The organism is Methylomonas koyamae, assembly GCF_019669905.1.
GTDB lineage: Bacteria > Pseudomonadota > Gammaproteobacteria > Methylococcales > Methylomonadaceae > Methylomonas > Methylomonas koyamae.
In genome coordinates, this window is the sequence record NZ_AP019777.1 from 3,030,883 (window position 1) to 3,056,458 (window position 25,576).

Here is a 25,576-nt window from a genome sequence, read left to right on the forward strand (position 1 = left end):
CTCGCTATCGGTCCGGGCGGCGAATTCCGGTTCGCCGCCCGCTCGCAAACCGGCACCATCCCTCTCCGCCACTAGCATTTTCCTGCTCGCAGCGGTGCACAGCACACCAAAATCGGTCGGAAGCCGCACCAAAATCCGGCAAAAACTCCGGTCCAACTTGGCCAAGCCCCAGCCAAAAAACAATTAACCAATTGTTATTCATTGACTTTTTTACCTAGGCGCCATTTTTGCTGAGAAAAGCCGAGGACCAACTGTTATCTAACAGCCTAGGGAGGATGTCATGAAACACTCAGCACTGTTAATCGCGTTATTGGCTGCCCCGGCCCAAGTCAGCCCGACCGGCCACCCCGTCACCGGCTCCGATCCGGATTCCACAGTTTTTTACTCACCGATTCGCGACCCTTTCCACGCCATAGAAAACGACTCCGCCGCCCCAGCGCTGTTCTCGGCAGCTATCGCCCGTTGCCCGGCCGATGCCGTCCGCGTCGAACAATGCAAGCCGCTAGACTGGCCGGCCGTCGATTACCTCGCGCTCAGCAGCGTGGCTTGGCACTTAATTCCCGGCGCCAGTTACCGGCTGGCAACCGGCGACTTTGCCGACGAGGCGCCGCAACGCGGGATCGCTGGCGACGTGTCGGAAACCTACAGGCTATCCGGCCTGCCGCTGGCAGGCGTGGCCTGGTTTTCGCTGGGTTGCCTGCTCGGTTCGCTGGCCTTGTTGCGCCGCCGCCAAACCGGTATCGGCAACGCCATCGCCTGACCGGGTTTCGCGCGATTATTTGCGTTGGAGCCGCGAGTTGCCTATAGTCGCAGCCACCGATGATTCCATCGGCGGCTGCGGCCGGCAAACCTGCCGATACGCCGCCGCGACTCACGACAAGGCGAGAGGCCCCGGCCATGGCGAAAACTTTATACCAATTGCTAAACCTTCCTGAATCCGCGACCGCGCAACAAATCCATAGCGCCTTCAAAACTGTCGAACGCCTCTACACCGGCCGCCACGACGACGCTTCGCTGGCAAGTTTGGCCCGGGCCAGAGAGGCTTTCCTGATTCTGTCCGACCAACAGCGGCGCCTGGCTTACGACCGCAAATTGGCCATGGCGCAGGCCGCGGCCGATTCGGCCAATCCTCCGGACCGGTCGCGCCGAACTTTTCAACTAGCGCCGCGGCAAGCGGCAGTGGCCGCTGCCTTGGTTACGGCGGCCGGACTCTGGCTATACCGGGATTACCAAAAAACCGAACAACTGGCCGCCGCGGCAGAAGCCTTATTGCGCCAACAAGAATCGCTAGCGCAGCAAAGCCGAATCGAGCGCGAACAAGCCCGAATCGAAGCCGAACGCAGCCTGCGCCAACAACAAATCGAAGACGCCAACCGTCTGGCGGAGCGGCAGTTGGCCAACCAACAACGGGCCCTGGAATTATTGCAAAGCCGGGTGGATGCCGAGTCGCGCTTGGACGAGCAGGATATCGCCGCCGGCCAGCTGGAAATGCAATACCGGAAACCCGAACTGGCGCTGGAACTGCAGCAGCAAAAACAACAGTACGCCGCAGCCCAACGCCAGCGCGCACTGCAACAGCACGACGAGAACATCGCCAGTATCAATAGTCTGCGGGCGGCGCGGATCAGAGCCTACGACCGCGAACACACCACCGGCGAGATTTCCCGTTCGAATCCGACTTTAGACCCTTAATCCCGCCCCTGAAACTAACCGCCGGCTGGCTTATACTGGCGGTTCGAATGCAGCCTTACAGGAAATTTTGATGAGCAAACCCAAAGTGTTGATCAGCCGGCGCTGGCCGGCTGCTGTCGAAGCCAAACTGCAGGAACTGTTCGACACGACGCTAAATAGCGACGACCGTCCGCTGAGCGCCGACGAGTTCCGCGCGGCCCTGCAGAATTACGACGCAGTCTGCCCGAGCGTCTGCGATGCGTTGCCGGCCGAGGTGTTGAACGTCGCCAACAAACGCTGCCGGATTCTGGGAAATTTCGGCGTGGGTTATAACCACATCGACATCGCCGCCGCGCGCGAGCAAGGCTTGGTCGTGACCAACACCCCCGGCGTACTGACCGAAAGCACCGCCGATATTGCCATGACCTTGTTGTTGATGACGGCGCGGCGCGGCGCCGAAGGCGACCGCTTGGTCCGCTCCGGCCAGTGGCGGGGCTGGTGCCCTACCCATATGATGAGCAGCGACGTCACCGGCGCGACGCTGGGATTGATCGGCTTCGGCCGCATCGCCCAGGCCATGGCTCGCAAAGCGCACCACGGCTTCGGCATGAAGATTTTGTATGTCAAACCCAGCCCGGCCGATCCGGAAATCGTCGCCGACCTGCAAGCGGTGCATTGCGAAACGGTCGAAGAACTATTGCCGCAATGCGATTTCGTGTCGCTGCACTGCCCCGGCGGCGCCGATACCCGCCATCTGATCGACGAACGCCGCCTGAACCTGATGAAACCCAGCGCACATTTGATCAATACCGCCCGCGGCGACGTGGTCGACAGTAAAGCCTTGATCCGGGCGTTGCGGGAAAAACGCATCGCCGGCGCCGGCCTCGACGTTTACGAAGGCGAGCCGCACCTCGATCCCGGCTTTTTGGAATTGGAAAATGCGGCTTTATTGCCGCATTTGGGCAGCGCCACAATCGCCACCCGCACCGCGATGGGCGAAAGGGTGCTGGCCAATTTACAGGCCTTCTTCGCCGGCCAAGCAGTGCCGGACCGGGTAGTGTGACGGCTGCGGCCCGCTTCGCCCGAACCTAGCCGCAGCCGGGAAAAATCAAGCCGACTGTTCGTGACGCCGCTTTTTCAGGCCCAACATGCCGATCACGCCGGCCAGGAACGACCAGACTGCGGCCGGCAGCGGCACCGGCGACGCCTCGAGATGGTTATCCATCCGCACATCGGCGTACAAGCCGTCCATTTGCCCGGCGGCCAATTCGAAACCGAACGGGCCGCTGCTGCCGGCCAATACCACGTCCAAATCGTTAAACGCGGTATCGACCCGGTCGTAACCTTGCCACAAAAGCCCGTCGCCGTTAAAGAAATCGATAGTGACCGAGCTGGAATCGGTCTCCGCGCCGACGGCCGCGCTGAGCAGGTAATCCAGGCGCAGGCTGATCGCGTAACTGTCGCTGCCGTTATTGCGAAATTCCAAGCCGTACCAAGCCAGATAGTGGGCGTCCAGCGTACCGTTAGCCAGCGTGCCGCTGGCGGCAAAGGTGTAATTGAAAGCCGAACCGGTCGCCAAATCCGGATTGTTGGCGGCTACCGAGCCGGTGCCGTTGATTTGCACTTGCGAATATTCGTCGCCGGGATAGGCCGGAGCATTGATTTGGCGGAAATAACCGACGATTTCCAGTCCGGATAAATCCCCCGGATTCGTCAGATTGGCGATGCTTTCGATGCTGTAACTCAACCCGGCGGAACTGTTGAAATTGGTCGCAGCCGCTGCCGGTTCCGCGGCGGCCAGACTCGATCCGGCCAATATTGCCAGCGCTACCCTGCTATTGATGGAATTCTGCATAATTAATCTCTACGTGGTCTTGAGTTCCTAAGGCCCGCGTCGCCAGACGCGGCGCGGGCCGCTGTTAAAACCGGCGTGGGGCCGGTCAGCGCGCCAACAACTGGTCGAACGGCAGCAAGGGTTCTGCCGAACCATTCGCGCCGACCGCCGGTACCACCAGCACTTCGTCCTTGGCCAGATCGGCTTGCAACGGATTGCCGGCGACCACCGCCTCGTGGTTGCCTTCGTGGCCGTTCGGTACGACCACTTCCGGATGGTCGAACGGCGCTTTTTCGTAGCGCACCCGGTCGTCGGTGAACGCCTTCAGGTAAGCGATCAGATCGGCCCGGTTAGCCGGCGAATTGATCGACGAAGAAATGGTGCTGACCTGAAAGTGCAAATTCTCGTTATGGAAATTGCCTTGCCGGCCGTAAAACTCGATCACCTGCTCCAACGTCGCCATACTGCCGTTGTGCATATAAGGCCCGGTCAGTTCGATATTGCGCAAGGTCGGCACTTTAAAGGCCGCCTTGACCGCCACGCCCAGATTCACCGCATTGGCTTCGTCGCGCGCCGCGCTCGGCGACGGAATGAAGGCCGTCGCCGGATCGGCACAATTTTGGTTGCGCAACACGCCTTCGCGGCTGCCGTCCGCCTGCACCCCTTCCACCGCGGTGAAGTAATAAGGCTCCGGAAATTCGCTATTGATCGCGATCGAGGTGATGAAATCGCAGGCTCGAATATTCTTGACCAGACTGTCCTTGATGCCCTGCGGACGGTCTTGCAGGTACTGGATATATTGCGAACTGAACGACAGCGGGTTGCCGAAATCGTCCACACCGCCTATCCCCGGATCGTTGAGGGGATCGGCGACGCCGGTGTTGACATAGCCCAAATCCATCAATAACGGCAGCACGTCGCCGTTATAGTCGCGGGTTATCGGATTGACGTACTGGGTCATGCCGGCGGCATAAGCCGCATTACCGGGTCCGAACGCATTCGGGCCGTAGGGGATCGGCGTCGCTGCCGGGCCGAAGGTTTTACCGGCTTCCGGTTTTAATAACGCGGCATTGGTCGCCACCGCGGCCAAACTTAAGCTCGGCCCGGTGTGGCACAAATTGCAGTGGTTGTTGAAAAACAAGACACCGCCGCGCTTCAAGGCTTGGCGTTTGGCATCGGTCTCGGCCGGCGTGGCGCCGAAGACGTTGGTCCAGGTCGGCCGCAGGCCGGCATCGACCGGACTCAGATCGAACGGCGACTGGTCGGATACCAAAGTCGATTGGTAAAGCTGCAGAGCCAGACCGAAGAACATCGAGAAATTGGCTTCCATCTGATTGTAAGCCGCCTGCCCCGGCGGCGCACCGAACGGGCCGATGCCGCTATAAGACCAGTATTTGGCGTTGAAAGCCTGCATCACCAAATTTTTATAGGTGGTATTCAGGCCTGGCCGCAGATTACCGATACTGCTCAAACTGTAAGGCCCGAGCACGCTGTCTTCGTAATGGACTTTCTGGTTTTGCAAGGCTTGGCGCGCCAACAGCTTGCGGCCGATATCGGCCCAAGTCCGATTCCGGCAGCTCATCTCGGTGTCGCTCAAACCGGGTCCGGTCGCCAACGACGCCAACGACGAGTTCTCCAGATGCAGTTTTTCCTTGGTCACCGAACGCGAATTGAGCTTGACCCAGACTCCGGCATTCGGATCGCGCTCGCCCCACGGGCTGCTGCCGTTGAAGATGTTGTTAGCCCGGCCGTCCCAGAAATTGCGTTGGTTGAAGACGGCGTTGATGACGGTTGGCGCGTTGCGCGGCTCGACTCGCCGGGTACCGGTTTGATTGACGTGAAACACTTCATCGACGCTACGCGAACATTGGTCGGCATTGCCGCCGGTCCGCGAAGCGCCCTTGAATTCGCCGCTGAAAGTGCCGGACGACGCCACGACGTCGTCGGTGGAAAAGGTCACCGCGCTAAATTTATCGGCCGGGTCGGCGACGCGATGCAACGGAAAATCTTCCGGACGCAAGGTATGGTTGGGCCCGCCGCCACCGGACGCCAACGTGTCGAAGGTTTGGCCGCTGGCGTTGCTGCTCTTCGCCCCCGGATTCAACTGGTTTTTGACCCTGCCGTCGGCACCGGCATGAAAGTGGCACGAACCGCAGGCCATGCCGTCGCTACCGACGTTGGTATCCCAAAACAAGGCCTTGCCTAACGCAATCGCCGCCGATTTATTCACTACAATCGGATTCGAGCCGTCCAGCAATCCCGGCACCGGCGGCACCGGTACTCCTTGCAACGAGACCGGCACCGGCCCGTGGGCCGACACCGGCATCGCCGCTACTGCGGCAATCAATAAAAAATGGATTTTCGAAAAAAGATGCATGCCTGCCTCGCAAACCCCGCATACCCGCCGCACCGCAACAGCAAGAGACGGTCCGCGGGATCGGAGATGGGCCGAACGGTTGCGCGTCGCAGATTGCGCCCGTTCGGCCGAAACTTAAGAATTGGCGCCGGCGGCAAAGACGGAAATCCCTAAAGCCGGCGACTTGTTAGAGTGGAAACGGCCGCGAGCCGGACCGGTTTCCGCGCGATCGGCACTGCCGCTCTATTGCGCGAAAAGGCCCGGATGCTGGCCGTGCCGCTTCAAACGGCAAGCGGCTTCTTGCGGCCGAGCGCGGTAAAACCGAACAATGCCGAGCCGAACAGCCACACAGCCCCCGGCAGCGGAACAGCGCTGACGCCGGTGTTGTTAATGGTCAACCGGTATGCCTGGCCGGCGGCCGTACCGCAATTCTGGCCGTTGGCGTTGTCGTCCGGGCAGCTTCCGGCCCAGCCGATCAAGTAGTAACCTGCCTTCAAGCCCTGCAGCGTCAGCATCGCTTCGCCGGCACTCAAACTGGCGAAACCGGTGTAGACGTAGGGCGAGTTTTGGTTGACGTTGGCCAATGCGTTACCGTTCAGCGGATCGCTAGCGCCGCCGCCGTATTGGCCGACGTTTCCCGGATTGCTCGCGCCGGCGAATAAACCTTGCACCTTGTCGCCGTCGCCGTTAGTAAAGGAGTATCCGGCATTGGCGTAACCGATCCAGCCGTCATGGCCGCTGACCAGCGTACCGCCGTTGGAATTCATCCAGCCGTTACTGCCCAAGCTCGGATTGACGCCAACCTCTTTATCATGCCCGGCCACACCGCCGTCGGACGGGCCGCGGACCTGGCTCCATTCATGGCCGTAACCGCCGCCGGTGGCGGCCCCGGTAACCATCGGCGCCGAGCCGCTGGTCCAGATCGAAAAGCCCGGAAAATTCATCGGCGACGCGCCGCCGTTTTGCTTCAGATTGACGGTGAGGTCGAACCGCGTGCCGGCAGCCAGGTCGGTCGAATCGCCGACCTGAAAAATCCGGAACTGCGCCGTATGGGTCCAGCCGTAGTTAAACCCGGTACCGTAATCGGCCCAAGCGCGTTTCGGCGCATTGCCGGAAACCGTCGCACTATCGCCGGCGCCGATAACGCCCAAACTAGCAGGACTGATAGCGGCCGCCTGCCCGGAATATGCGGCCATGGCGCCGGCGCCGAGTACGGCAAGAATGGCTTGGCGTAAGCTGTGTTGATTGATGCCTAACATTTGGATGCCTCGATACGTGATTCAAATTAAGTAAATGCAAGTTGCCTGTTCCGGGGCAGTCAGGCCGTCTCCGTGCGAGACCCCTGAATTTCCGCATCCTCCTCACGGCAGGTTTGGCTTTTTCCCGACAGTGATATCGTTTCCATCTATCACACAGCCCTTTAAGCACAATTCATACCTGTTTTTTTTGTTTTTAATTCAATCACTTGCAATAAACAAACCAAAAACTGCGGGTTTTGCCGCAGTTTTGACCCTGTTCGGGCCGCAACAATAAAACCGGCAAACGTGGGAGAAAGCCAAAACATTTCAATGCTTTATAGAACATTGCCGGCTTAGGCCGAATTGCGTCTAAACCGGCTGCCGTTTTATTGTCCGATTCGATAATGACCGATACGAACCGGCGCGAACGGCGTCGAAACTAAAAATTTTCTAGCTCTATGTAATTGTTTTATATTGGATACTTTATTCAATAGCGCATCTGGCGCTATTGGCGCCGCGCCAACGAAACCGATCGCTGCCAGGCAATAAGAACACAATTTGTGTGATTTCACCTGTCGCTGCGGCATATCCCGCAGTTTGCAATTAGCCGCCGTTTCGGTTTTTCGGCCAAGCCGCATGGCACCATTCCAATTGCAAGCGGCCGACGAAAATCGGGCAGCCATGTGCCGAACCCGGCCCGGCCGTGCGTTTTCGGCCGCAGCCAATCCGGCGAAACTGCGCGCCGAGTCGGTTTTCAAAGCCAAAGTCCCTTCTTAGCCGGCGCCAGGCCGACAAGTCGGTCTATTAAATTCAAAATATTGATTTGAAAGGATGTTGTCCAAAGCGGGCATGGCTATTGCTGACCCGGCTTACCGACTGCTCGCCCCGGCTCCGAATTTTGCGGCAACGCCCCAGTAAGGCGCTTGCGGCGATTGTTTCTCCCCTTGGGTGCAGCGGCTTTGTCAGTTCGATAGTGGAATAAGCATGAAATTACCCTATAAGCGTGTGCTGGCCTTCGCGGCCGCGCTCGGCATTGGATTTATCTTGGCGCCGCAGCCGGATCCGCCGTTTACCGGCCACGGCGACCCCGCAGCGTTAAGCCAGTTGTACCAACGTTGGAAAAACGCTCACGAGCAATCCGCCCGCCCGGATACGCTGCAACTTGGCTTGAGCTATTCCAAAGCGCTGTCCGCACGCTTCAGTCCGGCCGCCGGCCGGCTCCAACTCAATCTGCGTACCGGTCGCTTGCAGGCGGCGGTGTCCGATTTGCCGGCAACAGGCCAATACGAACTCTGGCTGCTGGACAACCATCGCCCATCCCGGCAACGGCTGCGGATCGGGCAACTAGAGCCTACCGCTGACGGACACCGCTTGGCCGTGCAGCTCGATCCGCAGCAAATGCGCGGATTTACGCTGGACGCTGCCGCAATCGTCCAAGCCGGAACCTCGCCCGACAACGGCGGCCTGTTGTTCGGCTCGCCTAGCCTACTGCAACGCCTGTATTTCACCGAACACGACTGGCCGGGCGCGATGCTGGCCGCTGCCGGCGGCGTATCCGCGTCTGAGCGCGCGCCGTTCGAATTCCTGTTACCCAAGACCGCCCAAGCCGGCAATTTCGGCCGCGGCCCGCAATTGGCGCAGTTGATCGCCCGCGGCCAGAAGATTTTTACCGAAGAGACCTTTGGCGGTAACGGCCGCACCTGCGCCACCTGCCACCGCCCTGACAATAACCATACGATCGATCCGAATTACATCGCCAAACTGCCGAAGAGCGACCCGCTGTTCGTCGCCGAAACCAGGCCGGAACTGGCCGATTTGGAAAAACCGGCGCTGCTGCGCCAGTTCGCGTTGTTCGTCGCTAACGCCGATGGCTTCGACCGGCCGCCGGTGATGCGCAGCGCCTCGCACTTGCTGGGTCTGGCCAACACGCTGACCTTCGAACGCGCGGTCAATCCGGGCTACGGTAACGGCGAATTTACCCAGGACGAAGCCTATTTCAACAGCCACGATCCCGAAGCCCAACAGTCCGGCACCCATACCCAAGCCATCGGCTGGTCTGGCGACGGCGCGCCGGACGGCGGTTCGTTGCGCGACTTCGCCAAGGGCGCGATCAAACAGCACATGCCGAAAACTCTGATCCGGGCCGAGAACATCGATTTCAGGTTGCCGACCGAAGACGAACTCGACGCCTTGGAAGCGTACATGTTGTCTTTGGGGCGCAGCAGCGAATTGAATCTGGCCAATATGTATTTCAAATCGCCGCTGGTGCAGAACGGCTTGTTATTATTCAACACCAAAAACAATCCGAAAGCCGCGGACGGTTCGGTGATCTTCGGCGCCACGGCCAACTGTAACGGTTGCCACTTCAACGCCGGCGGCATCAGTTCCACCACCAACGCCAATCCGACCCGCGATACCGGTGTCGAGCGGATGCGCGACCAGTTGCACCATTTGGCCGATCCGACCCTGGCCTACGACGGCGGCTTCGGCCAGCTCCAACAAAACGATTGCGGCCCGAATTACGACGAAATCTGTTTTAGCGACGGCAGCGTCGCGCCGAGCGGCACCAGCTCGCGGCCGACCGGACACCAGGGTTTGAACCGTTTTAATACCCCATCGCTGGTCGAGGCGGCCGACACGGCGCCGTTCTTCCATAACAACAGCGTGACGACGCTGGAGGAAAGCGTCGCCTACTACAGTTCCGACGCCTTCAACAGCTCGCCCGGCGCGTTTACCTCCAGTAAAGCGAATCGGCAGGGCAAACTGGATTCGTCGCAAGTCATTGCCGTGGCATTGTTTTTACGCTCGATCAACGTATTGGAAAATATCCGCAGCTCCAATCTGTTGGATAAAAAAGCGATGGAGCAGAACGGCGAGCCAAGCTTGAAATCGCTGAAACTGGCAATAGCCGATACTCAGGACGCGGTGGAAGTGTTGCAGCAAGCAGTAATCAATCCCTATCCGGAAGCTTTGGAAAAGTTACAGCAGGCGTTGAATCTGGAGACGATGGCCGGCAACCGGTTTCATCCGGGCAGGATCGGACTATTGCGACAGGCGATAGTGTTGAAGGAACAGGCTCGCAACCTGATGGTCAGCGGCGGCTAGGCCAAGCCAGCAGAATACGATGAGATATTGCGGCCCAGATAAGGGGGGCGGAGCGCGAGCGTTGCCGCGGCGGGATTTTCTGCGGGCATAAAAAAAGCCGGCGAGGCGCGCCTCGTCCGGCTCTGGAAAGGCTTAAGCCGGAGCTTAAGCTTGGACCAGCGTTTTCCGGCGTCCGGTGTAGAGGAAACCCAACAAAGCGCTTGTCATGAACCAGATAGAGGCGGGAAGAGGTACTACAGAACCACCGCTTTGGTCAGCAGCTGGCTTGATATCGAAGCCGTACAGCAACGCCAAGGTGTTTTTCACACCAGGTTTGGCAAAAGTCAACAAGTAAGCGTTGTCATCGAACTCGAAATTTGCAAATTCGCTGACCCAGCCACTGACTGTCCACAAACCAAATTTGAAAGCACCGGTTGGCGAATAGCTGCCAATACCGCTAAAGGTATATAGCGGAGCCGCACTGCTCAGGTCAGCATTTGCTGCAAAGATACCGAAGGTATCGCTACTGGGAAACGGAGATGAAAAACTCACGGACAAAAAGTTGCTGTCCCCATCAGTCGATTCCCAAATAATACCTGCCGAACTTACAGTCGAAACTGCAAACAGGCACACAGCAAGCCATAGTCTTAAAGATAAAAGCGTTTTCATGGATATTCCCCATTAATTAACGTTAACAAACGGCCATCCATATGGCCACCTAGTCCGGACTTGGAGATTTATCCCAAATAACCGCCGCCGAACCGAGGATGAAAGCCGCAGCCTTCATCCAAAGTTAATTATACAAGAAATATGCCAAAAAAATTCAAGCATAGATTTCAACGGATTAAGTTTGCCGAATTGAAGCGAATGTAAAATTAGCCGACACTTTTTCCTGTAAATTGAGTGGTTAACGTCTCGGCTGCGCTATTTTGGCGCTAATCGCAATCCGCTGCCGGTACCCGCTGCTGCGCCACGCCGCCGGCCATGGCTCGGGAGGCGCCGAAACGGACGAATAAAGCCTGCCGAGCTTTGCTGCGCTGCCTAAGCTCGGCACGGATGCCGCGTGCCGCAAGCTGCTCTCGAAACGACAGCGCCCTGTCCTTCTCGACAAAAACGCCCAAAGATAGTGCGCCTTTCAGCTCGCCTTCCGGAACCATCCAGATGTCGGCAATCCCTTTCGCCTGTAACATCATTTTGTTAATCCGGCTTTGTTCCGCGTCCTTGGCGGCCGGGTAGTAGACTTGATAATCTGCAGGAACTGCGATTTCCCGATAAAAAGACTGTGCGGACACCAGCGGCTTGCCTTTCAACCAACGCTGCAATTCGGCGTCGTCGGCGAACGGCCCGGCTTCGTAACAATTGATTACCGGTTCGCGTTTGACGGCAGCCGGCCGCGGCGGCTTGTTCTCCGCGGCTCCGGTAACCCCCGCCAACCGTTGCGGTTGGGGCGGCAACAAAAGTTTCGGCACAGCCAGTCGTTGCAATGCGGCTGCATTGCGGTCCAAAACTTGCGAAATTGCCGCGCCGCGCCGCGCCGCATCGCGCTCTTCGACCAGTAAAATCGGCGGCAATTCGGACGGCCTATCGGTAGCCGGCGTCAACGCACCAAAATGGAACTGCCAGAAAAAAAACAGCACATTGGCCAGACACAGCAACAAAAAAATCGGCTTCATCCAACACACTCCGCTGCGATGCAATAATGCCACAAGCCCTTGAATACCAGTTGCGAATCCAGCACCCTATCTCCCGCCAGTTGTTGCGCCAACACGGCTGCGTCGCCCCCGGTCAAAACCAAGCGGTAATGCTGGTTTTGGCGGCGTAACGCGGTTTCGATCAAGCCGGCCGCCGCCCACAGCACGCCGGAATCGATTGCCGCATCGGTATCCGCCGCCAAGCCCACCGCTCCGGCGCCGGCCGCAACCGGCAAGGCGTGGGTATTGACTGCCAACGCCTGCTTCATCAAACGCAAACCGGGGCAAATCAAACCGCCTTGGTGGCGTCCGTCGGCGGCAACGAAATCGACGGTAATGGCCGTGCCGCAATCGACAATACAATTGGCGCCGGGATAGCCGTGCCGGGTGCCTATCATGGCCAACCAGCGGTCGACGCCCAATTTTTCGGGTTTGCGATAGGCGCTGGCGACGCCGAAAGCGTGCCGGGCCGAGACCGGCCGCACCCAGTGCGCGCGGGGCCACAGGCTGCGGCCGAGGCGAAGCACGTTTTCCACGGCATCGGGAGCGGCGACAGCCGCCAGTCCGATGGCCTCGGGTTCGGCCAAGCCGGCCCAAGCCTCGGTTAAGCCAGCCGCGAAATTCGCCGCGCGGTAGTCAAGATAACGGGTCTCGGCGATCGCGCCACGCTCGGCGACGGTCCACTTAAGATAGGAATTGCCGATATCCACCAGCAAAATCATGATTGCCTGAGACTGACTTCGCCGGAGGCGAAAGCCCGGATCTCGCCGTTGGCCTGGCGTAATAGCAGCAAGCCTTGGGCGTCGACGCCGGCCACTTCGCCGTCGAAACGCTGCTCGCCGAGAAATACGCTGGCCGGCCGGTGCAGCATACAGTCGTAACTGCGCCACTCGTCCAAAAAATGCGCCAGCGTGAGCGATTCGAACTCGGCCAATGCCGGCAGCAAGTGGTTTAGCAATTCTGCGGTCAAGCGGTTGCGCAAAGCGTGGGCGTCGTCGGCCAGAATAGCCTGCAAATCCACCCAGGCTTGGTCGATCGCCGCCGCGTGCCGGCTGGGCAAGAACACGTTCAATCCCAAGCCCATTACGGCGTGGCAAGGCCCACCGCTTTCGCCGCCGACTTCAATCAATATGCCGGCCAACTTACGCTGCCGCCAATAAATGTCGTTAGGCCATTTCAGGCCGACTTCTGCGATTCCCAACGCCCGCAACGCCCGCACCACGGCCACGCCCATCGCCAGACTCAAACCGTTCAAACCCGCCGGTCCGCTCTGAAACCGCCACAGTATCGACAGGTACACGTTATGGCCGAACGGCGAAACCCATTGCCGGCCGCGCCGGCCGCGCCCGCCAGTCTGCTGCTCCGCCAGGCAAACCACGCCGCTATCGCCCGAGCGGCGGGCGATTTCCAGTAAATGGCTATTGGTCGAGTGGATACGGTCGTGGATCTCGATGCGCCCGAGCAAGGCGGTGGCCCGGTTCGATAAATGCTCCAGAATCTGCCGTTCCTGCAACAGTTGCATCGGGTGGCTCAGGCGATAGCCTTTGCCGGAGACGGCGAGCAATTCGACGCCGGCGTCGGCCAGCGCCTGTTGGTATTTCCACACTGCCGACCGGCTGATTCCCAGGGACTGAGCCAACTCGGTACCGGAATGGAACCGGCCGTCGCCCAACAGGCCAATCAGCTGCTTCAGTTTCGGTGCCAGCGGCAGTACACCGTCCGCGGCAGCGCTAACGGTTTTGGACATCAGCCGCCGAGCTCAGGATTCGTTTTTATCGCGCAATTGCTGCAATTGCTTTTTGATGACGTGTTTGATCAACAGCTCCCGGTTATCTTCGGTCAGGTTGATGTATTCCACGCAAATCGCGAACGGCCGCAGCGGATTGTCCTGGGAAATGTCCTTGCACTGCACCACTCTGGCGTAAGCGACGATGACCGCCATACACGATGTCAGCAGCATGCGCAGCTCAAGGATTTCGCCGACCGCTATCGGTGTTTCGTTACTGAAGGCCAGACCGGTCGCACTCAGGCTGACTTCGCGGGTATCGTGCTCGGAAAAACTATCGGTTTGGGCATTGAGCGCTTGCGCAATCAGATTGATTTTGGTGTCGAGGATCTTCAGATATTCGAACATTTCCGGGTCGCGCCGCTCCAGGCGCGGCCCCAGCATCCGGGCTTCCTGGGCCAATACGTCCAGCGCCGAGGCTAAGGAACAGTTGCTCAATACGTCGTTGCAGACATGGCTGGCGGCGTCGAAATTCTTCTTGTCGACCACCTTGTGCAACAGGTTGATGGTGTCGTTAACCCGGAAATAACGCCGTTTTTCTTCAATTTCATCCGCCATGGCGTGCTCGATCCTCATGTATGAATTGGAATTTTAAACGGCAATTCTAGCCGATGCCGCGGCGGCCGGTTGTAACGCCGGGATGTCAATCGGGAACGGCCACGGCAAACCCGCCGATCAAAGCGTTAATTTCGCGACGGCCGACCAAGCGCACCGGCAGGATTAAATCCTCCGGGACAAGCCCCCGCTCCTGCAACGACTCCCGCTCCAGATAGAGCTCGGTGACTTCATAAAGCTCCAACGCCGTAAAAATAGCCGAGGTATCTTTCAACGCCAAACTTTCCGGCTGCTGCTGCGCCAGCAACTGCAAGACGCCGTCGTCCAACCACAGTACCGCCACCCGCTGGTCGAACGCTGCCGCCGTCAGCAAAGCATCCAACGATTCCGCCAAACCCACCCCGCTATGCGGCGGCCGGCGCATTACGAACAAAAACGACTTCATGGCCGCCTCACGCGAATACCAAGCAACGGTCGGCCAGCAACGTTGCTTCCAACCACTGCCCCAAGCCGGCGATCCGAAACCCGGCCGCCAAATCGTCGTCCCGCTTGCCTTGCCTGCGCGCCTCGTCCGCGCATAGTAAGCCGCGGCGCTGGGCCGCCGAGATGCAAACGGCTAAATCGACGCCTCGCTCCAGAGCCAGTTCGGTCCATAGCCTACCGAGCTGGATTTCATCCTCCGGCGGACTGGCGTAGCGGAACGCATGATAAACCCCGTCCTTATAGAAAAACACGCGCACCACATCGTGGCCGGAGTCGAGCGCTGCCAGAATAAAGCGGTAAGCAGTCAGGCCGGCATTGCCGGAGCAAGGGCCGGTATTAACTTGAACGGCATATTTCATCGCACTGTAGAATAGTGTCTTTGCAAACGGATAGCCGCATTTTAATACGCGCCCGCCAATCTTGCCTGTTTTGCCGCTGAGCCTTTCGCGATGGAACCAAATTCGATGCCCCCGGTCCGACCCGCCATGAGATCAATCCCCTACTTGCTCGTCCTTGGCTTGAGCCTGTTTTGCCCGCCGCCTCAGGCAGTGGAAATCGAAAAAATCCAGTTGCCGGATATGGGAGATTCCGCCGGCGCCATCATTTCGCCGCTGCAGGAAAAGGAATTCGGTGAAGCCTTTTTCCGCAACCTGCACCGGCAAGCGGAAATCAACCAAGACGTCGAAATCCAGCAATACATCGAGAATATAGGCCGGCAACTGGCGTCGCACAGCGATACGCCGTCGAATCCGTTCCATTTCTTCGTCGTGATGGACCAAAATATCAACGCCTTCGCCGGCCCCGGCGGCTACATCGGCGTCAACTCGGGCCTGATTCTACTGACCGAAGCGGAAAGCGAGCTGGCGTCGGTCATGGCGCACGAGATCGCCCACGTCACCCAGCGCCACCTGTACCGTTCGATCGAAAAGGCCAGCAAACTGTCGATACCGACCGTTGCCGCGACGCTGGCCGCAATCCTGATCGGCACCCAGTCGCCGAACATGGGTCAAGCGGCACTGATGGCAATCCAGGCCGGCAACATTCAGTTTCAAATCGACTTTACCCGCGACCACGAGAAAGAAGCCGACCGAGTCGGCATGCAGACGCTGGCCGAAGCCAATTTCGACCCGCGGGCGATGCCGGCCTTTTTCGAAAAGCTGCAACAGTCGACCCGCTATTACGGCAGGGGCGTCCCGGAATTCTTAAGAACCCACCCGGTGTCGGAAAACCGGGTTGCCGACACCCGCGGCCGTGCCGAAATCTACCCCTACCGGCAATATCCGGATTCGCTGGCCTACCAATTGGCCAAAGCCAAATTGACTGTGGTAACGGCCAAAGACACCAAGGCCGCCATGCAGCATTTCGCCACGCTGGAAATGCAAGGCACCAGCGAACAACGCGCCGTCGCCCGTTACGGCATGGGTTTAGTGCAATTGCAAAATCTGCAATTCGCGGCAGCCGGTCAGATATTCCAGCAGTTGGCCGAACAATACCCCAACCAACCCCAGTACATCGGCGCGCTGGCCCGTACCGCCAACGAAAGCCACGATTACGAAAAAGCCGGCAAGCTTTACGAATCGGCGCTCGGCCGTTTTCCGAACAACGACGCATTGAAAATCGAGTATACCCGCAGCCTGCTGAAAAGCGGCCGCGCCGAACGTGCCAAGCAGGTCCTGCAAAGCCTGTCCGACGGCCAGAAAGACCAGCCGTTTTACTACGAGCTGCTCGCGCAAATTTTCGCCGACCTGAAACAGCCCGGGGAATCTCACCGCTACACGGCCGAATACTACTACGCCAGCGGCGACACCGAATCGGCAATCATGCAAATCAGGCTGGCCAAACAGCAACCCGACCTCAGCTTCCAATTGCAAGCCATCCTCAACGAACGCTTGAATTTCTTCCTCAGCGAGGAAGAAACCCGGCGAGCCGAACGCTAAACACGGCATTAGAATCGGCTAATTTTTGCTAAGTCTCTGTTTAAAATAATCAATTTCGAAGCGAAACCATTTCTCCGCGAAACTGGCGTTTTTTTGTTGGACACCCGGATTTTTTTAAAATACACTTCGCCCACCTTATTACGGAGTGCATTCAACCCGGCAGGGTTGTATCTTTGAGGGGGAGGGAAGCGGCCTGTAAAAAAGGCTGACAATAATAATAATAAATAGTAACTGCTTGACTAAACTGCCATAAGGCAGGCGTCCAATACAATAACAATAATAATTACAACAAACAGGACGGGCCCGCGCTTAGCGGGCTTTTTATTGTCCGCCACCCTGCCTTGCCGCGCTGCCGTTCCGTATCTGGCTTAAGACTTGCTTTTGTCTTATAATTCAGCCCTCTCCGCTTGAAGCCCTAGCGGTTTACAAGCCTCACATCCCATAAACTCGACCAAGGTTTAATCATGGCACGCGTGACAGTCGAAGATTGCTTAGAAAATGTAGAAAACCGTTTCAAACTGGTGTTGCTGGCCAGCAAAAGAGCCCGCCAATTGGAAAAAGGCGCGGACGAATTCGTGCCGCGCGGCAAGGATAAAGATACCGTCGTGGCGCTGCGCGAAATCGCCGCCGGCTTCGTCACCGAGGAAAACGTCGACCGCCTGCACCGCTCCAGTTACGTATCGGAAACCCATCTGGAAATCTAAGCGGTATGCCTGAGATAGCTGCCAAGCCGACGCCCACGCTTCCGGTCATAGAGCACCCGGAAGAAAAGCTGCTGCACCAGCTCTGCGACATTCTGCGCAGCTATCTCGACCAAGACCAAATCAACGCCGTCGTCCGCGCCTACCACTTCGGCGCGGCCGCCCACTCCGGCCAATTCCGCCGTAGCGGCGAAGCCTATATCTGCCATCCGGTTTCGGTGGCGATCACGTTGGCCGGCATGCACATGGATGCCCACGGCATCATGGCGGCCATTCTGCACGACGTGATCGAAGACACCCCCATCACCAAGGATCAACTCGCGGAGCAATTCGGCGCCGAGGTTGCCGATTTGGTCGATGGCGTGACCAAACTCTCCAAGATCGACAGCCGCTCCCGCGCCGAGGCGCAAGCGGAAAACGTCAGAAAGATGTTTCTGGCCATGGCGCAAGACTTGCGCGTCATCGTCGTCAAACTGGCCGACCGGCTGCACAACATGCAAACCATGGGCAATATGCCTCTGGATAAAAAGCGCCGGATCGCCAAGGAAACGCTGGAAATCTACGCGCCGATCGCCAACCGTTTGGGCATGAACGACGTTCGCCACCAGCTCGAATCGCTAGGCTTCAAGGCCCTGTACCCGAACCGTTACGCCGCGATCAACAATGCCGTGAAAAAATCGCGCGGCAACCGCAAGGAAATCATCGACACCATCCAGAACGCCATTCAAAACCGGTTAAAGGAATCGGGGCTGGACGGCACCGTCGCCGGGCGCGAAAAAAACATCGCCAGCATTTACCAGAAAATGCTGAACAAGCGCATATCGTTTACCGACGTGTTCGACGTCTATGCGTTCCGCATCTATTGCTCGCAAGTCGACGACTGCTATCGCGCCCTGGGTTGCGTGCACAATCTCTACAAACCGGTACCCGGCCGGTTCAAGGACTATATCGCCCTGCCCAAAGCCAACGGCTACCAATCGCTGCACACGATTCTGATCGGCCCTTACGGCGTGCCGATCGAGATCCAGATCCGCACCCACGAAATGCACCGCTTGTCGGAATCCGGCATCGCCGCGCATTGGCTATACAAATCCGACAACGACAAAAGCGAAACCATACAGGCCCGCGCCAACGAATGGCTGCGCGACCTGTTGGAAATCCAGAAATCGGCCGGCGACTCGCTCGAATTCATCGATAACCTCAAGGTCGACCTGTTCCCGCAGGAAGTGTTCGTGTTCACGCCGAAAGGCAAGATCATCAAGCTACCGCGCGGCGCTACCGTGGTCGATTTTGCTTACATGGTGCATACCGACGTCGGCAATGCCTGCATCTCGGCCCGGATCGACAAAAAACTGGTGCCGCTGCAAACCAAATTGGAAAACGGCATGACGGTCGAAGTGATTACCGCGACGTGGGCCCGACCCAATCCGTTGTGGCTGAACTACGTGATCACCGCCAAGGCCCGCAGTTGCATCCGCGCCTATTTGAAGAACTTCAACCAGCAGGAAGCCATCAACTTGGGCCGCCGGCTGCTGGAAAAAGAACTCAACAGTCTGGGCATCCAATTGGAAAGCGTAGACAACACTCGGATTCTGCAGGTGCTGCAAGTCTTGAAAAAGCACTCGTTGAACGAATTGCTGGAGGACATCGGCCTGGGCAACCGCATGCCGTTCCTGGTTGCCAAACGCATCAGCCAAACCGACATCAACGCCGCGGTCAAGCTGGACGACCACGAACCGCATGCGAAAACGCCGCTGATTATCAAGGGCACCGAGGGCATTGTCGTCAGTCTGGCCAAATGCTGCCGGCCGATTCCGGGCGATCCGATCATCGGTTTTTTCAACCCCGGCAAAGGCATCGTGGTTCACCACCACGAGTGCCGCAACAGCAACGAAGTCCGCAAAAAGCAAACCACTTGGCTGGATGTGGAGTGGAGCCCGGAAGCAAGCGGCGAATTCCCGGCCGAAATCCGGATCGAATTGCTGAACCAACGCGGCTCGCTGGCCACGATTGCCTCGACCATTTCCAGCATGGACTCGAACATAGAAAACATCAACGTCGTCAGCCAGGACGATAGAGTCTCGGTAGACCTGCTGGTGCTGGCGGTACGCGACCGGGTGCATCTGGCCAACATCATCCGCAAATTGAAAAAGCTGTCCATCGTTTTAAAAATCACCCGCATCAAGGCATAACATGAGCAAGGAAATCATCTCTACGCCGCTGGCGCCGCAGGCGATCGGCACCTATTCTCAAGCCGTCAAAGTCGACAATACCGTTTATTTGTCCGGCCAAATTCCGCTGGACCCGCAAACCATGCAGATCGTCGACGGCGACATCGGCCGGCAAATTCGCCGGGTATTCGACAATCTGCAAGCCGTCGCCGAGGCCGCCGGCGGCAGCTTGAACGACATCGTCAAACTGAACGTGTTTCTGACCGACCTGAGCGATTTCCCTATCGTTAACGAAATCATGGCCGAATATTTCCAACAACCCTATCCGGCCCGCGCCGCCATCGGCGTTGCCGCACTGCCCAAAGCGGCCAGCGTAGAGATGGACGGCATTCTAGTTTTACCCAACGAATATTACTGACCTCTGCGCCGTGGCGGCGGAAGCCGTCGCCAGAGCCCCTCCCCGCCCGCAGCAACGATGCGTTCCGAACCGCAGCCTCACCCCGACCCGCGGCTGTTGCCGGTCACCGCATTGAATGGAATCGGCGCCCAATCCGCCGCCCGCCTGGAAAAACTCGGCATCCGCCATGTGCAGGACCTGTTGTTCCATTTGCCGCTACGTTACCAGGACCGCAGCCGAATCACGCCGCTTAATCAATTGCTGCCCGGTACGACAGCCTTGGTCTGCGGCCGCGTCGAATTCACCGACCAGATCCAGCGTGGCAGAAACAGCGTGATTTGCCGCATCGCCGACGGCAGCGGCGGCGAACTGTCGCTCAGGTTTTTTCATTTCTCGGTGCAACAAAGCCAACAATTGAAACCCGGCATACAGATCGGCTGTTTCGGCGAAATCCGTTACGGTTTTGCCGGGCTGGAAATGGTGCATCCGGAATACCGGCTGGTCGACGATCCGGCGCAACTGATCGAACACACTCTGACGCCGGTATATCCGTTAACCGAAGGCATTTCCCAATCCGCGTTGCGCAAAGCGGCCCGCCAGGCGCTGGCCCTCTGCCTGCAAAGCCGCAGCGCGATAAAAGACTGGCTCCCGGCTGAGCTACTGCAAAGCCGCGACTACCCTAGCCTGCAAGAAGCCCTGCAGACTCTGCATACCCCGCCGCCACAGCTTTCCGGGCAGATTTTGAGCGCAACGCCGTTACCGGCGTTGCGGCGTCTGGCGTTCGAGGAATTTCTGGCCCACCATCTGGCGCTATTGCAAGGAAAACTGGCTTACAAACAATGGCCGGCGCCGGTTCTGCACCTGGATGCGCCTACCAAACAAGCATTTCTGGCCGCGTTACCGTTTCGGCTGACCGCGGCGCAGCAGCGGGTAGCCGGCGAAATCGAAGCCGATTGCCGACAAAACCGGCCGATGCTGCGCCTGGTACAAGGCGATGTCGGCTCCGGCAAGACCGTGGTCGCCGCACTGGCCGCTTTGGCCGCGCTCTCGTCCGGTTACCAGACCGCGATCATGGCGCCGACCGAGTTGCTTGCCGAGCAGCATTTCCGCAATTTCAGCCATTGGTTTGCCGCCGCACCGACTCGGATATTGTTTCTGAGCGGCCAATTGAAGGGCAAACCCCGGCAACACACGTTACAAGCTCTGGCCGACGGCAGCGCCGGTATCGTGATCGGTACCCACGCCTTATTCCAGGACAGTGTACATTTCCACAAACTGGGTTTGATTGTCATCGACGAACAGCACCGCTTCGGCGTACACCAGCGTTTGGCCTTGCGCGAAAAAGGCCAAACCGGCGGCTTGCGGCCGCACCAATTGATTATGACGGCGACGCCGATTCCGCGTACGTTGGCGATGCTGCAATATTCCGATCTGGACATCTCGGTGATCGACGAACTGCCGCCGGGGCGCAAGCCGGTCGCTACCAGCGCGATATCGTCGGAACGCCGGGCGGAAGTGATCGGCCGTATCGAACACTGGGTAGCGCAACAGCGCCAAGCCTATTGGGTCTGTACCTTGATCGAGGAGTCCGAAGCGCTGCAATGCGAGGCGGCCGAAAAGACAGCCGCCGCGCTGCGCCAGGCGCTACCCAATGTCCGAATCGGCCTGGTGCACGGCCGGATGAAAGCCGCTGAGAAAGAAGCGGTGATGCAGGCTTTCAAAAACCGCGACTGCGATCTGTTAGTGGCGACGACGGTCATCGAAGTCGGGGTCGACGTCGCGAACGCCGGGCTGATGGTGATCGAAAACCCGGAACGGCTAGGTTTGTCGCAATTGCACCAATTGCGCGGCAGGGTCGGCCGCGGCAATCAGGACAGCTATTGTCTGCTGCTCTACCAGGCGCCGTTATCGCAAACCGGCAAACAACGCCTGGCCATCCTGAAGCAGAGCAACGACGGTTTCGCCATCGCCGAGAAGGACTTGGAATTGCGCGGCCCCGGCGAAGTGATGGGCACCCGCCAGACCGGCCAGATTCAGTTTAAAATCGCCGACCTGGAACGCGACCGGGAACTGCTGGAATCGATTCCGGCCGCCGCGCAGACCATCCTTGACCGCCATCCCGAGATTATCCAGCCGCTGATCGAACGCTGGATCGGCCGCAGCCGCCATTACGCCGAGGTTTAAGCTTTGCCCGACAAGAGTTTCTTATTCAAACGCCCCCCGCTCTGGTCCGACCACGAAACCGCGGCACAACGCCGCTTGCCGGCCGAATTGCAATCCTGGCTCAACGAAACCGGTTCTTTAACCAAACGCTTGCGCGGGATTTACGGCAACCGCTTTGGCGTCGAGTTACTGTTTCACCGCTGGAAACCGGCATTCAACGACGAATGCCGGCTGCTGAAATTGCCGCCGGCGCGTTACCAGTTGATTCGCGAGGTTTTGCTGCATGCCGGCGGCCGGCCGCTAGTGCTGGCCCGTACCGTATTGCCGGACCCGACCATCAAAATTGCCCACCGCAATCTGTCGCATCTGGGCACCCGCCCGTTGGGAGAAGTCATTTTCGCTTACCCCGATCTGCAACGCCGCCACCGCCAATTCAGCCGGGCCGAGCCGGCCCAATGGGCAACTGCCGTGCAAGCCAGGATGCCAATGGAACCGTCGGTTTGGGGCCGGCGTACCGAATACGCGATTCACGGCCATTCGTTGTTGGTCGCCGAGTTTTTTCTGCCCGCGCTTTTCGAAAGGCTTTAGCTGACCGACTTACTCGAACAATTTGAACACTACCGCGGCGATGGCTTCCAAAATCTCGGCTTCACCGCCGGTCCGGTTGCCAGGCACGGCGTAATCGCTGCGCAATATCGGTTTGGCGGATTCGCCTCCGGCCCTGGCTTGGCGTTCCGCCGTTTTTTTTCGATCGAGCAACTGGCCGCCGGCTTTTTTCCATTCCAACAAATGGCTGACTTGGCCGTTATCCAGCCACACGCCGTGGCTTCGGCAACGGTTGACGACCACACCGCTCTGGTAGCCGTAAAGCATCCGGTTCATCAACACTTGGCAGACCGGACATTTCAAATATTTGACCGGACGTTCCGGCTGGTAACGCTCGCGGTTGATGTTTTGCAGCAAAGGCAGATTGAAGTCGGCAACCTGCGCCACCGAGCCATCCAGCAAAGCCTCCAATTCGCCCGGATCGAAAAACAGACCGAAACATTGGGCACAACGCTCGATGTGTAAATCCGCCTCGCGATTCAACGCCACGGTTTGCAATCCGATTCCGCACTGCGGGCATTGGCGCCGGCCGCCGGCGTCGACGACGCGGAAGTCCTGTTTGCCATGTAAATCGATGTCGTTGCGCACGCCGCAATAACGGCACACTTGCGTATTGGCCGCCAACGGCGCCGAACAAGTTGCGCAGCGCGCCATCAGCGGTCGTCCCGGCGGCGGCCGGCTCTATTGCAGACAGAACTGCGCTCCGTTTGCCGCAGACCCGCTACGCCGGCATTTGCCGGGCAGCCGCGCCGCGTTTCTTGCTTATCTGCCATCGCCACCTCGCCACACTGGAGAACACCCGGATTATTGCGTAATATCGCCGGTCAATTATGGCAAAAATACGGAGTTGCAGTGGCAATCAGAGCTTATAAAGGTAAATCCCCCCGGATCGGCGCAAGAGTATTCATCGACGATGCCGCAATCGTAATCGGCGACGTGGAACTGGGCGACGACGTTTCGGTTTGGCCGACCAGCGTCGTACGCGGCGACGTCGAGCGCATCGAGATCGGTAGCGGTAGCAACGTCCAGGACGGTGCCGTACTACACGTCTCGCACGCTGGCGATTTCTCGCCGAACGGCCACCCGCTGACAATCGGCCGAGGCGTTACAATAGGCCACCGCGCCGTGGTCCACGCCTGCACGATAGGCGATTACTGCTTGATCGGAATTGGCGCCATCGTCATGGACGACGCCGAACTGGGCGATTATGTGATGCTGGGCGCCGGCGCGCTGGTCACGCCGGGTAAGAAATTGGAAAGCGGCTTTTTATACGTCGGCGCGCCGGCCAAACAAATTCGCGCTCTGACCGATGCCGAAAAAGAGTTTCTGGAATACTCGGCCAAACATTATGTACGCTTGAAGGACGACTATCTCGCTTGACCACTCGAAGCTGGCGGGGCGCCAACTGCGCCCCCGGCCGGTAACCGCGCCTATAAACCCGTGCCCGAGTCGCCCGGCTGCGCGCCGGCAAGCCCAATCCGGTCGCGATCGGACTTGCCGAAATCGTGCCGAGGCCATAATATTGATACGATATTTGTTTGACAAGTCCCGCCACTTGCTTTATTGTTTCGATTCGACACCATTTGACGGCTCGAAACGGCCACAAGCAGTTTCGTTGCTAAGTAATACCCCATCCGGGTAATGCCGAGGCAACCGTCCAGTACAGCCGTCCGTCGGCGAATCTTTGCCGCGACCATAAGCTCCCGATGCGGCGAGTGTCAGAATGCACAGGTCCGCCCGAATGGCGCGGGTCGGTTTTAATAATCGGTTTCGGCGCTACAGCGACCGAAGCTACAGCTAGCGAGGCGCAGCACCATGTCACAAGTTACTCAAGAAAAACCTGAAAAAGATAATTTCGTTCTCTACGTCGTGTTGGTTACCGCCGTGGTCGTCGGAGCGATTTTGGCGGTTAAGATGAGCGAGAACGAAAAGTTCGCCCCCATCAAAGACCAAATCGCCGAAGAGAATCGGCTGATGAACATCCGCGTCATCGCCAACCGCGAGGATTAATTTATGATCAAAACGACCTTCATCGGCAGCCTATTCGCCACCCTGTTATTGGCCAATCCGGTTCACGCCACCGAATACATCTATCGCGACATTATGGCGAATACGCTGGCGCCTGAGCATTGCCAAGCGGAATCCAAAGCCAAAGAAAACGCAGCGAAAAACTATAACATCGACCGTTTTAGCAAAAAGTTTTGCCAATCGCAAGGTTACGGCTGGCATGTCGACGAAGTTAAAAGCGTCGGCAATACCGTTTGCGACAGTTGCGGCACAACTCAAGAGGCCAGATGCCACCAAGAAGACGTGGTGGTGTCCTGCAAACGCATCAAACCTGGCACGGTAGGCATGCTGCCGGGTAAAGGCTAACGGAAATTGAATTCCCCGCGGGACTACTCTGCAACGTCCCGGTTTTTCCAGCCCGAAGCCGCCGAATGTTTTTTCGGCGGCTAGGCCTTAATCGTTCAGGGCTGCAACCACTCGATGATATGGTCTTCCAGGTCGACGACCTGCGATTCTTTGATGGCGTAACTCGTGATCGATACGCCCGCCTCCCTGACCGACTCGGCCGAACCGGACACCAACGGATGCCATTCCGGTAGCGGCTCGCCATCGGCCAACAGCCGGTAAGCGCAGGTCTTAGGCATCCACCGGTACTCGGTGAAGTCGTGCTGTTTCAAATCCAGACAGTCCGGCACTAGCGTGCAGCGTTCGCTGTAACGGGTGCAGCGGCAAGTATCCAGATCGATCAGATCGCACACCACGCTGGTAAATGCAATCTCGCCGGTATCTTCGTCCTCCAGCTTATGTAAACAGCACTTGCCGCAATGGTCGCACAAGGACTCCCACTCGGCAGCGGTCATTTGCTCCAGCGTCTTGGTTTCCCAAAATTTCATAGC

At 58.4% G+C, this 25,576-nt stretch carries 25 protein-coding genes; 13 read left to right on the forward strand and 12 right to left on the reverse strand.

Features of this window, described 5'->3' with window-relative positions:
- Positions 1 to 280 precede the first annotated feature (280 nt).
- The 3 genes from MKFW12EY_RS13560 (at position 281) to MKFW12EY_RS13570 (ending at position 2,734) form a co-directional block, all read left to right on the forward strand.
- Positions 281 to 760 carry a hypothetical protein gene (locus MKFW12EY_RS13560; protein WP_054759943.1) on the forward strand — a complete coding sequence of 160 codons (480 nt, stop codon included), beginning with the start codon at positions 281 to 283 and terminating at the stop codon, positions 758 to 760.
- Between the two features lie 137 nt (positions 761 to 897).
- Positions 898 to 1,692: a hypothetical protein gene (locus tag MKFW12EY_RS13565; RefSeq protein WP_054759945.1), complete on the forward strand. Its 795-nt coding sequence runs from the start codon at positions 898 to 900 to the stop codon at positions 1,690 to 1,692.
- Positions 1,693 to 1,762: 70 nt separating this feature from the next.
- Complete coding sequence (locus MKFW12EY_RS13570) at positions 1,763 to 2,734, forward strand: 2-hydroxyacid dehydrogenase (RefSeq protein WP_054759947.1); 972 nt, start codon at positions 1,763 to 1,765, stop codon at positions 2,732 to 2,734.
- A gap of 45 nt (positions 2,735 to 2,779) precedes the next feature.
- Here MKFW12EY_RS13570 and MKFW12EY_RS13575 read toward each other — a convergent pair whose 3' ends face one another.
- The 3 genes from MKFW12EY_RS13575 to MKFW12EY_RS13585 form a co-directional block, all read right to left on the reverse strand.
- Entirely contained in the window at positions 2,780 to 3,526 is a 747-nt protein-coding gene (locus MKFW12EY_RS13575; RefSeq protein WP_221053178.1) for a VPLPA-CTERM sorting domain-containing protein, read from the reverse strand.
- Positions 3,527 to 3,611: 85 nt separating this feature from the next.
- A complete protein-coding gene (locus MKFW12EY_RS23200) occupies positions 3,612 to 5,882 on the reverse strand; it encodes a cytochrome c peroxidase (RefSeq protein ID WP_280637540.1) in 2,271 nt (756 codons plus the stop codon).
- A gap of 260 nt (positions 5,883 to 6,142) precedes the next feature.
- Entirely contained in the window at positions 6,143 to 7,120 is a 978-nt protein-coding gene (locus MKFW12EY_RS13585) for a hypothetical protein (RefSeq protein WP_221053179.1), read from the reverse strand.
- A 963-nt stretch (positions 7,121 to 8,083) separates the two neighbouring features.
- Between MKFW12EY_RS13585 and MKFW12EY_RS13590 the strand changes: the two genes are divergently transcribed.
- Complete coding sequence (locus MKFW12EY_RS13590) at positions 8,084 to 10,204, forward strand: hypothetical protein (RefSeq protein WP_221053180.1); 2,121 nt, start codon at positions 8,084 to 8,086, stop codon at positions 10,202 to 10,204.
- A gap of 144 nt (positions 10,205 to 10,348) precedes the next feature.
- Here MKFW12EY_RS13590 and MKFW12EY_RS13595 read toward each other — a convergent pair whose 3' ends face one another.
- The 7 genes from MKFW12EY_RS13595 to tusD form a co-directional block, all read right to left on the reverse strand.
- Positions 10,349 to 10,852 carry a hypothetical protein gene (locus tag MKFW12EY_RS13595; protein ID WP_082409701.1) on the reverse strand — a complete coding sequence of 168 codons (504 nt, stop codon included), beginning with the start codon at positions 10,850 to 10,852 and terminating at the stop codon, positions 10,349 to 10,351.
- A 266-nt stretch (positions 10,853 to 11,118) separates the two neighbouring features.
- Entirely contained in the window at positions 11,119 to 11,856 is a 738-nt protein-coding gene (locus tag MKFW12EY_RS13600) for a hypothetical protein (RefSeq protein WP_054759960.1), read from the reverse strand.
- Positions 11,853 to 12,596 (reverse strand): type III pantothenate kinase, encoded by a 744-nt coding sequence (locus MKFW12EY_RS13605; RefSeq protein ID WP_054759961.1) that lies wholly within the window; start codon positions 12,594 to 12,596, stop codon positions 11,853 to 11,855. Before MKFW12EY_RS13605 ends, MKFW12EY_RS13600 begins: the two co-directional genes overlap by 4 nt.
- A complete protein-coding gene (birA, locus tag MKFW12EY_RS13610) occupies positions 12,593 to 13,621 on the reverse strand; it encodes a bifunctional biotin--[acetyl-CoA-carboxylase] ligase/biotin operon repressor BirA (RefSeq protein ID WP_221053181.1) in 1,029 nt (342 codons plus the stop codon). Before birA ends, MKFW12EY_RS13605 begins: the two co-directional genes overlap by 4 nt.
- 12 nt (positions 13,622 to 13,633) lie before the next feature.
- Positions 13,634 to 14,218, reverse strand: a complete 585-nt coding sequence (locus tag MKFW12EY_RS13615) for a PilZ domain-containing protein (RefSeq protein WP_054759962.1) — start codon at positions 14,216 to 14,218, stop codon at positions 13,634 to 13,636.
- A gap of 85 nt (positions 14,219 to 14,303) precedes the next feature.
- A complete protein-coding gene (tusC, locus tag MKFW12EY_RS13620) occupies positions 14,304 to 14,660 on the reverse strand; it encodes a sulfurtransferase complex subunit TusC (protein ID WP_054759964.1) in 357 nt (118 codons plus the stop codon).
- A gap of 7 nt (positions 14,661 to 14,667) precedes the next feature.
- On the reverse strand, positions 14,668 to 15,057 hold the full coding sequence (gene tusD / locus MKFW12EY_RS13625) for a sulfurtransferase complex subunit TusD (RefSeq protein ID WP_221053182.1): 390 nt from the start codon (positions 15,055 to 15,057) through the stop codon (positions 14,668 to 14,670).
- A gap of 126 nt (positions 15,058 to 15,183) precedes the next feature.
- Here tusD and MKFW12EY_RS13630 point away from each other — a divergent pair, with 126 nt between their 5' ends.
- The 6 genes from MKFW12EY_RS13630 (at position 15,184) to MKFW12EY_RS13655 (ending at position 22,655) form a co-directional block, all read left to right on the forward strand.
- Entirely contained in the window at positions 15,184 to 16,635 is a 1,452-nt protein-coding gene (locus tag MKFW12EY_RS13630) for a beta-barrel assembly-enhancing protease (RefSeq protein WP_054759966.1), read from the forward strand.
- Positions 16,636 to 17,099: 464 nt separating this feature from the next.
- Entirely contained in the window at positions 17,100 to 17,339 is a 240-nt protein-coding gene (gene rpoZ, locus MKFW12EY_RS13635; protein WP_054759969.1) for a DNA-directed RNA polymerase subunit omega, read from the forward strand.
- A gap of 5 nt (positions 17,340 to 17,344) precedes the next feature.
- Positions 17,345 to 19,528 (forward strand): RelA/SpoT family protein, encoded by a 2,184-nt coding sequence (locus tag MKFW12EY_RS13640; RefSeq protein ID WP_064027394.1) that lies wholly within the window; start codon positions 17,345 to 17,347, stop codon positions 19,526 to 19,528.
- Position 19,529: 1 nt separating this feature from the next.
- Positions 19,530 to 19,925, forward strand: a complete 396-nt coding sequence (locus MKFW12EY_RS13645) for a RidA family protein (RefSeq protein WP_054759970.1) — start codon at positions 19,530 to 19,532, stop codon at positions 19,923 to 19,925.
- A 57-nt stretch (positions 19,926 to 19,982) separates the two neighbouring features.
- Complete coding sequence (gene recG / locus MKFW12EY_RS13650) at positions 19,983 to 22,088, forward strand: ATP-dependent DNA helicase RecG (protein ID WP_221053183.1); 2,106 nt, start codon at positions 19,983 to 19,985, stop codon at positions 22,086 to 22,088.
- A gap of 3 nt (positions 22,089 to 22,091) precedes the next feature.
- Positions 22,092 to 22,655, forward strand: coding sequence for a chorismate--pyruvate lyase family protein (locus MKFW12EY_RS13655; protein ID WP_221053184.1), 564 nt, complete (start codon positions 22,092 to 22,094; stop codon positions 22,653 to 22,655).
- Between the two features lie 9 nt (positions 22,656 to 22,664).
- On the opposite strand, the gene MKFW12EY_RS13660 is transcribed toward MKFW12EY_RS13655, so the two are convergent.
- Entirely contained in the window at positions 22,665 to 23,327 is a 663-nt protein-coding gene (locus MKFW12EY_RS13660) for a zf-TFIIB domain-containing protein (RefSeq protein WP_054759974.1), read from the reverse strand.
- 198 nt (positions 23,328 to 23,525) lie between these two features.
- Between MKFW12EY_RS13660 and MKFW12EY_RS13665 the strand changes: the two genes are divergently transcribed.
- From MKFW12EY_RS13665 to MKFW12EY_RS13675, 3 genes are all read left to right on the forward strand, one after another.
- A complete protein-coding gene (locus MKFW12EY_RS13665; RefSeq protein ID WP_064023435.1) occupies positions 23,526 to 24,053 on the forward strand; it encodes a gamma carbonic anhydrase family protein in 528 nt (175 codons plus the stop codon).
- A 435-nt stretch (positions 24,054 to 24,488) separates the two neighbouring features.
- A complete protein-coding gene (locus MKFW12EY_RS13670) occupies positions 24,489 to 24,683 on the forward strand; it encodes a hypothetical protein (protein ID WP_054759975.1) in 195 nt (64 codons plus the stop codon).
- 3 nt (positions 24,684 to 24,686) lie between these two features.
- Positions 24,687 to 25,046, forward strand: coding sequence for a hypothetical protein (locus MKFW12EY_RS13675; RefSeq protein WP_064021263.1), 360 nt, complete (start codon positions 24,687 to 24,689; stop codon positions 25,044 to 25,046).
- A gap of 95 nt (positions 25,047 to 25,141) precedes the next feature.
- Here MKFW12EY_RS13675 and MKFW12EY_RS13680 read toward each other — a convergent pair whose 3' ends face one another.
- Positions 25,142 to 25,573, reverse strand: coding sequence for a YcgN family cysteine cluster protein (locus MKFW12EY_RS13680; RefSeq protein WP_054759979.1), 432 nt, complete (start codon positions 25,571 to 25,573; stop codon positions 25,142 to 25,144).
- Positions 25,574 to 25,576 lie beyond the last annotated feature (3 nt).

Coding starts and splice junctions, on each gene's coding strand:
- MKFW12EY_RS13590 (WP_221053180.1), top strand. CDS start 8,084: ATGAAATTACCCTATAAGCGTGTGCTGGCCTTCGCGGCCGCGCTCGGC.
- MKFW12EY_RS13570 (WP_054759947.1), top strand. CDS start 1,763: ATGAGCAAACCCAAAGTGTTGATCAGCCGGCGCTGGCCGGCTGCTGTC.
- MKFW12EY_RS13585 (WP_221053179.1), bottom strand. CDS start 7,120: ATGTTAGGCATCAATCAACACAGCTTACGCCAAGCCATTCTTGCCGTA.
- MKFW12EY_RS13605 (WP_054759961.1), bottom strand. CDS start 12,596: ATGATTTTGCTGGTGGATATCGGCAATTCCTATCTTAAGTGGACCGTC.
- MKFW12EY_RS13645 (WP_054759970.1), top strand. CDS start 19,530: ATGAGCAAGGAAATCATCTCTACGCCGCTGGCGCCGCAGGCGATCGGC.
- MKFW12EY_RS13670 (WP_054759975.1), top strand. CDS start 24,489: ATGTCACAAGTTACTCAAGAAAAACCTGAAAAAGATAATTTCGTTCTC.
- MKFW12EY_RS13675 (WP_064021263.1), top strand. CDS start 24,687: ATGATCAAAACGACCTTCATCGGCAGCCTATTCGCCACCCTGTTATTG.
- recG (WP_221053183.1), top strand. CDS start 19,983: ATGCGTTCCGAACCGCAGCCTCACCCCGACCCGCGGCTGTTGCCGGTC.
- MKFW12EY_RS13595 (WP_082409701.1), bottom strand. CDS start 10,852: ATGAAAACGCTTTTATCTTTAAGACTATGGCTTGCTGTGTGCCTGTTT.
- tusD (WP_221053182.1), bottom strand. CDS start 15,057: ATGAAATATGCCGTTCAAGTTAATACCGGCCCTTGCTCCGGCAATGCC.
- MKFW12EY_RS13560 (WP_054759943.1), top strand. CDS start 281: ATGAAACACTCAGCACTGTTAATCGCGTTATTGGCTGCCCCGGCCCAA.
- MKFW12EY_RS13640 (WP_064027394.1), top strand. CDS start 17,345: ATGCCTGAGATAGCTGCCAAGCCGACGCCCACGCTTCCGGTCATAGAG.
- MKFW12EY_RS13615 (WP_054759962.1), bottom strand. CDS start 14,218: ATGGCGGATGAAATTGAAGAAAAACGGCGTTATTTCCGGGTTAACGAC.
- rpoZ (WP_054759969.1), top strand. CDS start 17,100: ATGGCACGCGTGACAGTCGAAGATTGCTTAGAAAATGTAGAAAACCGT.
- MKFW12EY_RS13660 (WP_054759974.1), bottom strand. CDS start 23,327: ATGGCGCGCTGCGCAACTTGTTCGGCGCCGTTGGCGGCCAATACGCAA.
- MKFW12EY_RS23200 (WP_280637540.1), bottom strand. CDS start 5,882: ATGCATCTTTTTTCGAAAATCCATTTTTTATTGATTGCCGCAGTAGCG.
- MKFW12EY_RS13565 (WP_054759945.1), top strand. CDS start 898: ATGGCGAAAACTTTATACCAATTGCTAAACCTTCCTGAATCCGCGACC.
- MKFW12EY_RS13575 (WP_221053178.1), bottom strand. CDS start 3,526: ATGCAGAATTCCATCAATAGCAGGGTAGCGCTGGCAATATTGGCCGGA.
- MKFW12EY_RS13630 (WP_054759966.1), top strand. CDS start 15,184: ATGAGATCAATCCCCTACTTGCTCGTCCTTGGCTTGAGCCTGTTTTGC.
- tusC (WP_054759964.1), bottom strand. CDS start 14,660: ATGAAGTCGTTTTTGTTCGTAATGCGCCGGCCGCCGCATAGCGGGGTG.
- MKFW12EY_RS13600 (WP_054759960.1), bottom strand. CDS start 11,856: ATGAAGCCGATTTTTTTGTTGCTGTGTCTGGCCAATGTGCTGTTTTTT.
- MKFW12EY_RS13680 (WP_054759979.1), bottom strand. CDS start 25,573: ATGAAATTTTGGGAAACCAAGACGCTGGAGCAAATGACCGCTGCCGAG.
- birA (WP_221053181.1), bottom strand. CDS start 13,621: ATGTCCAAAACCGTTAGCGCTGCCGCGGACGGTGTACTGCCGCTGGCA.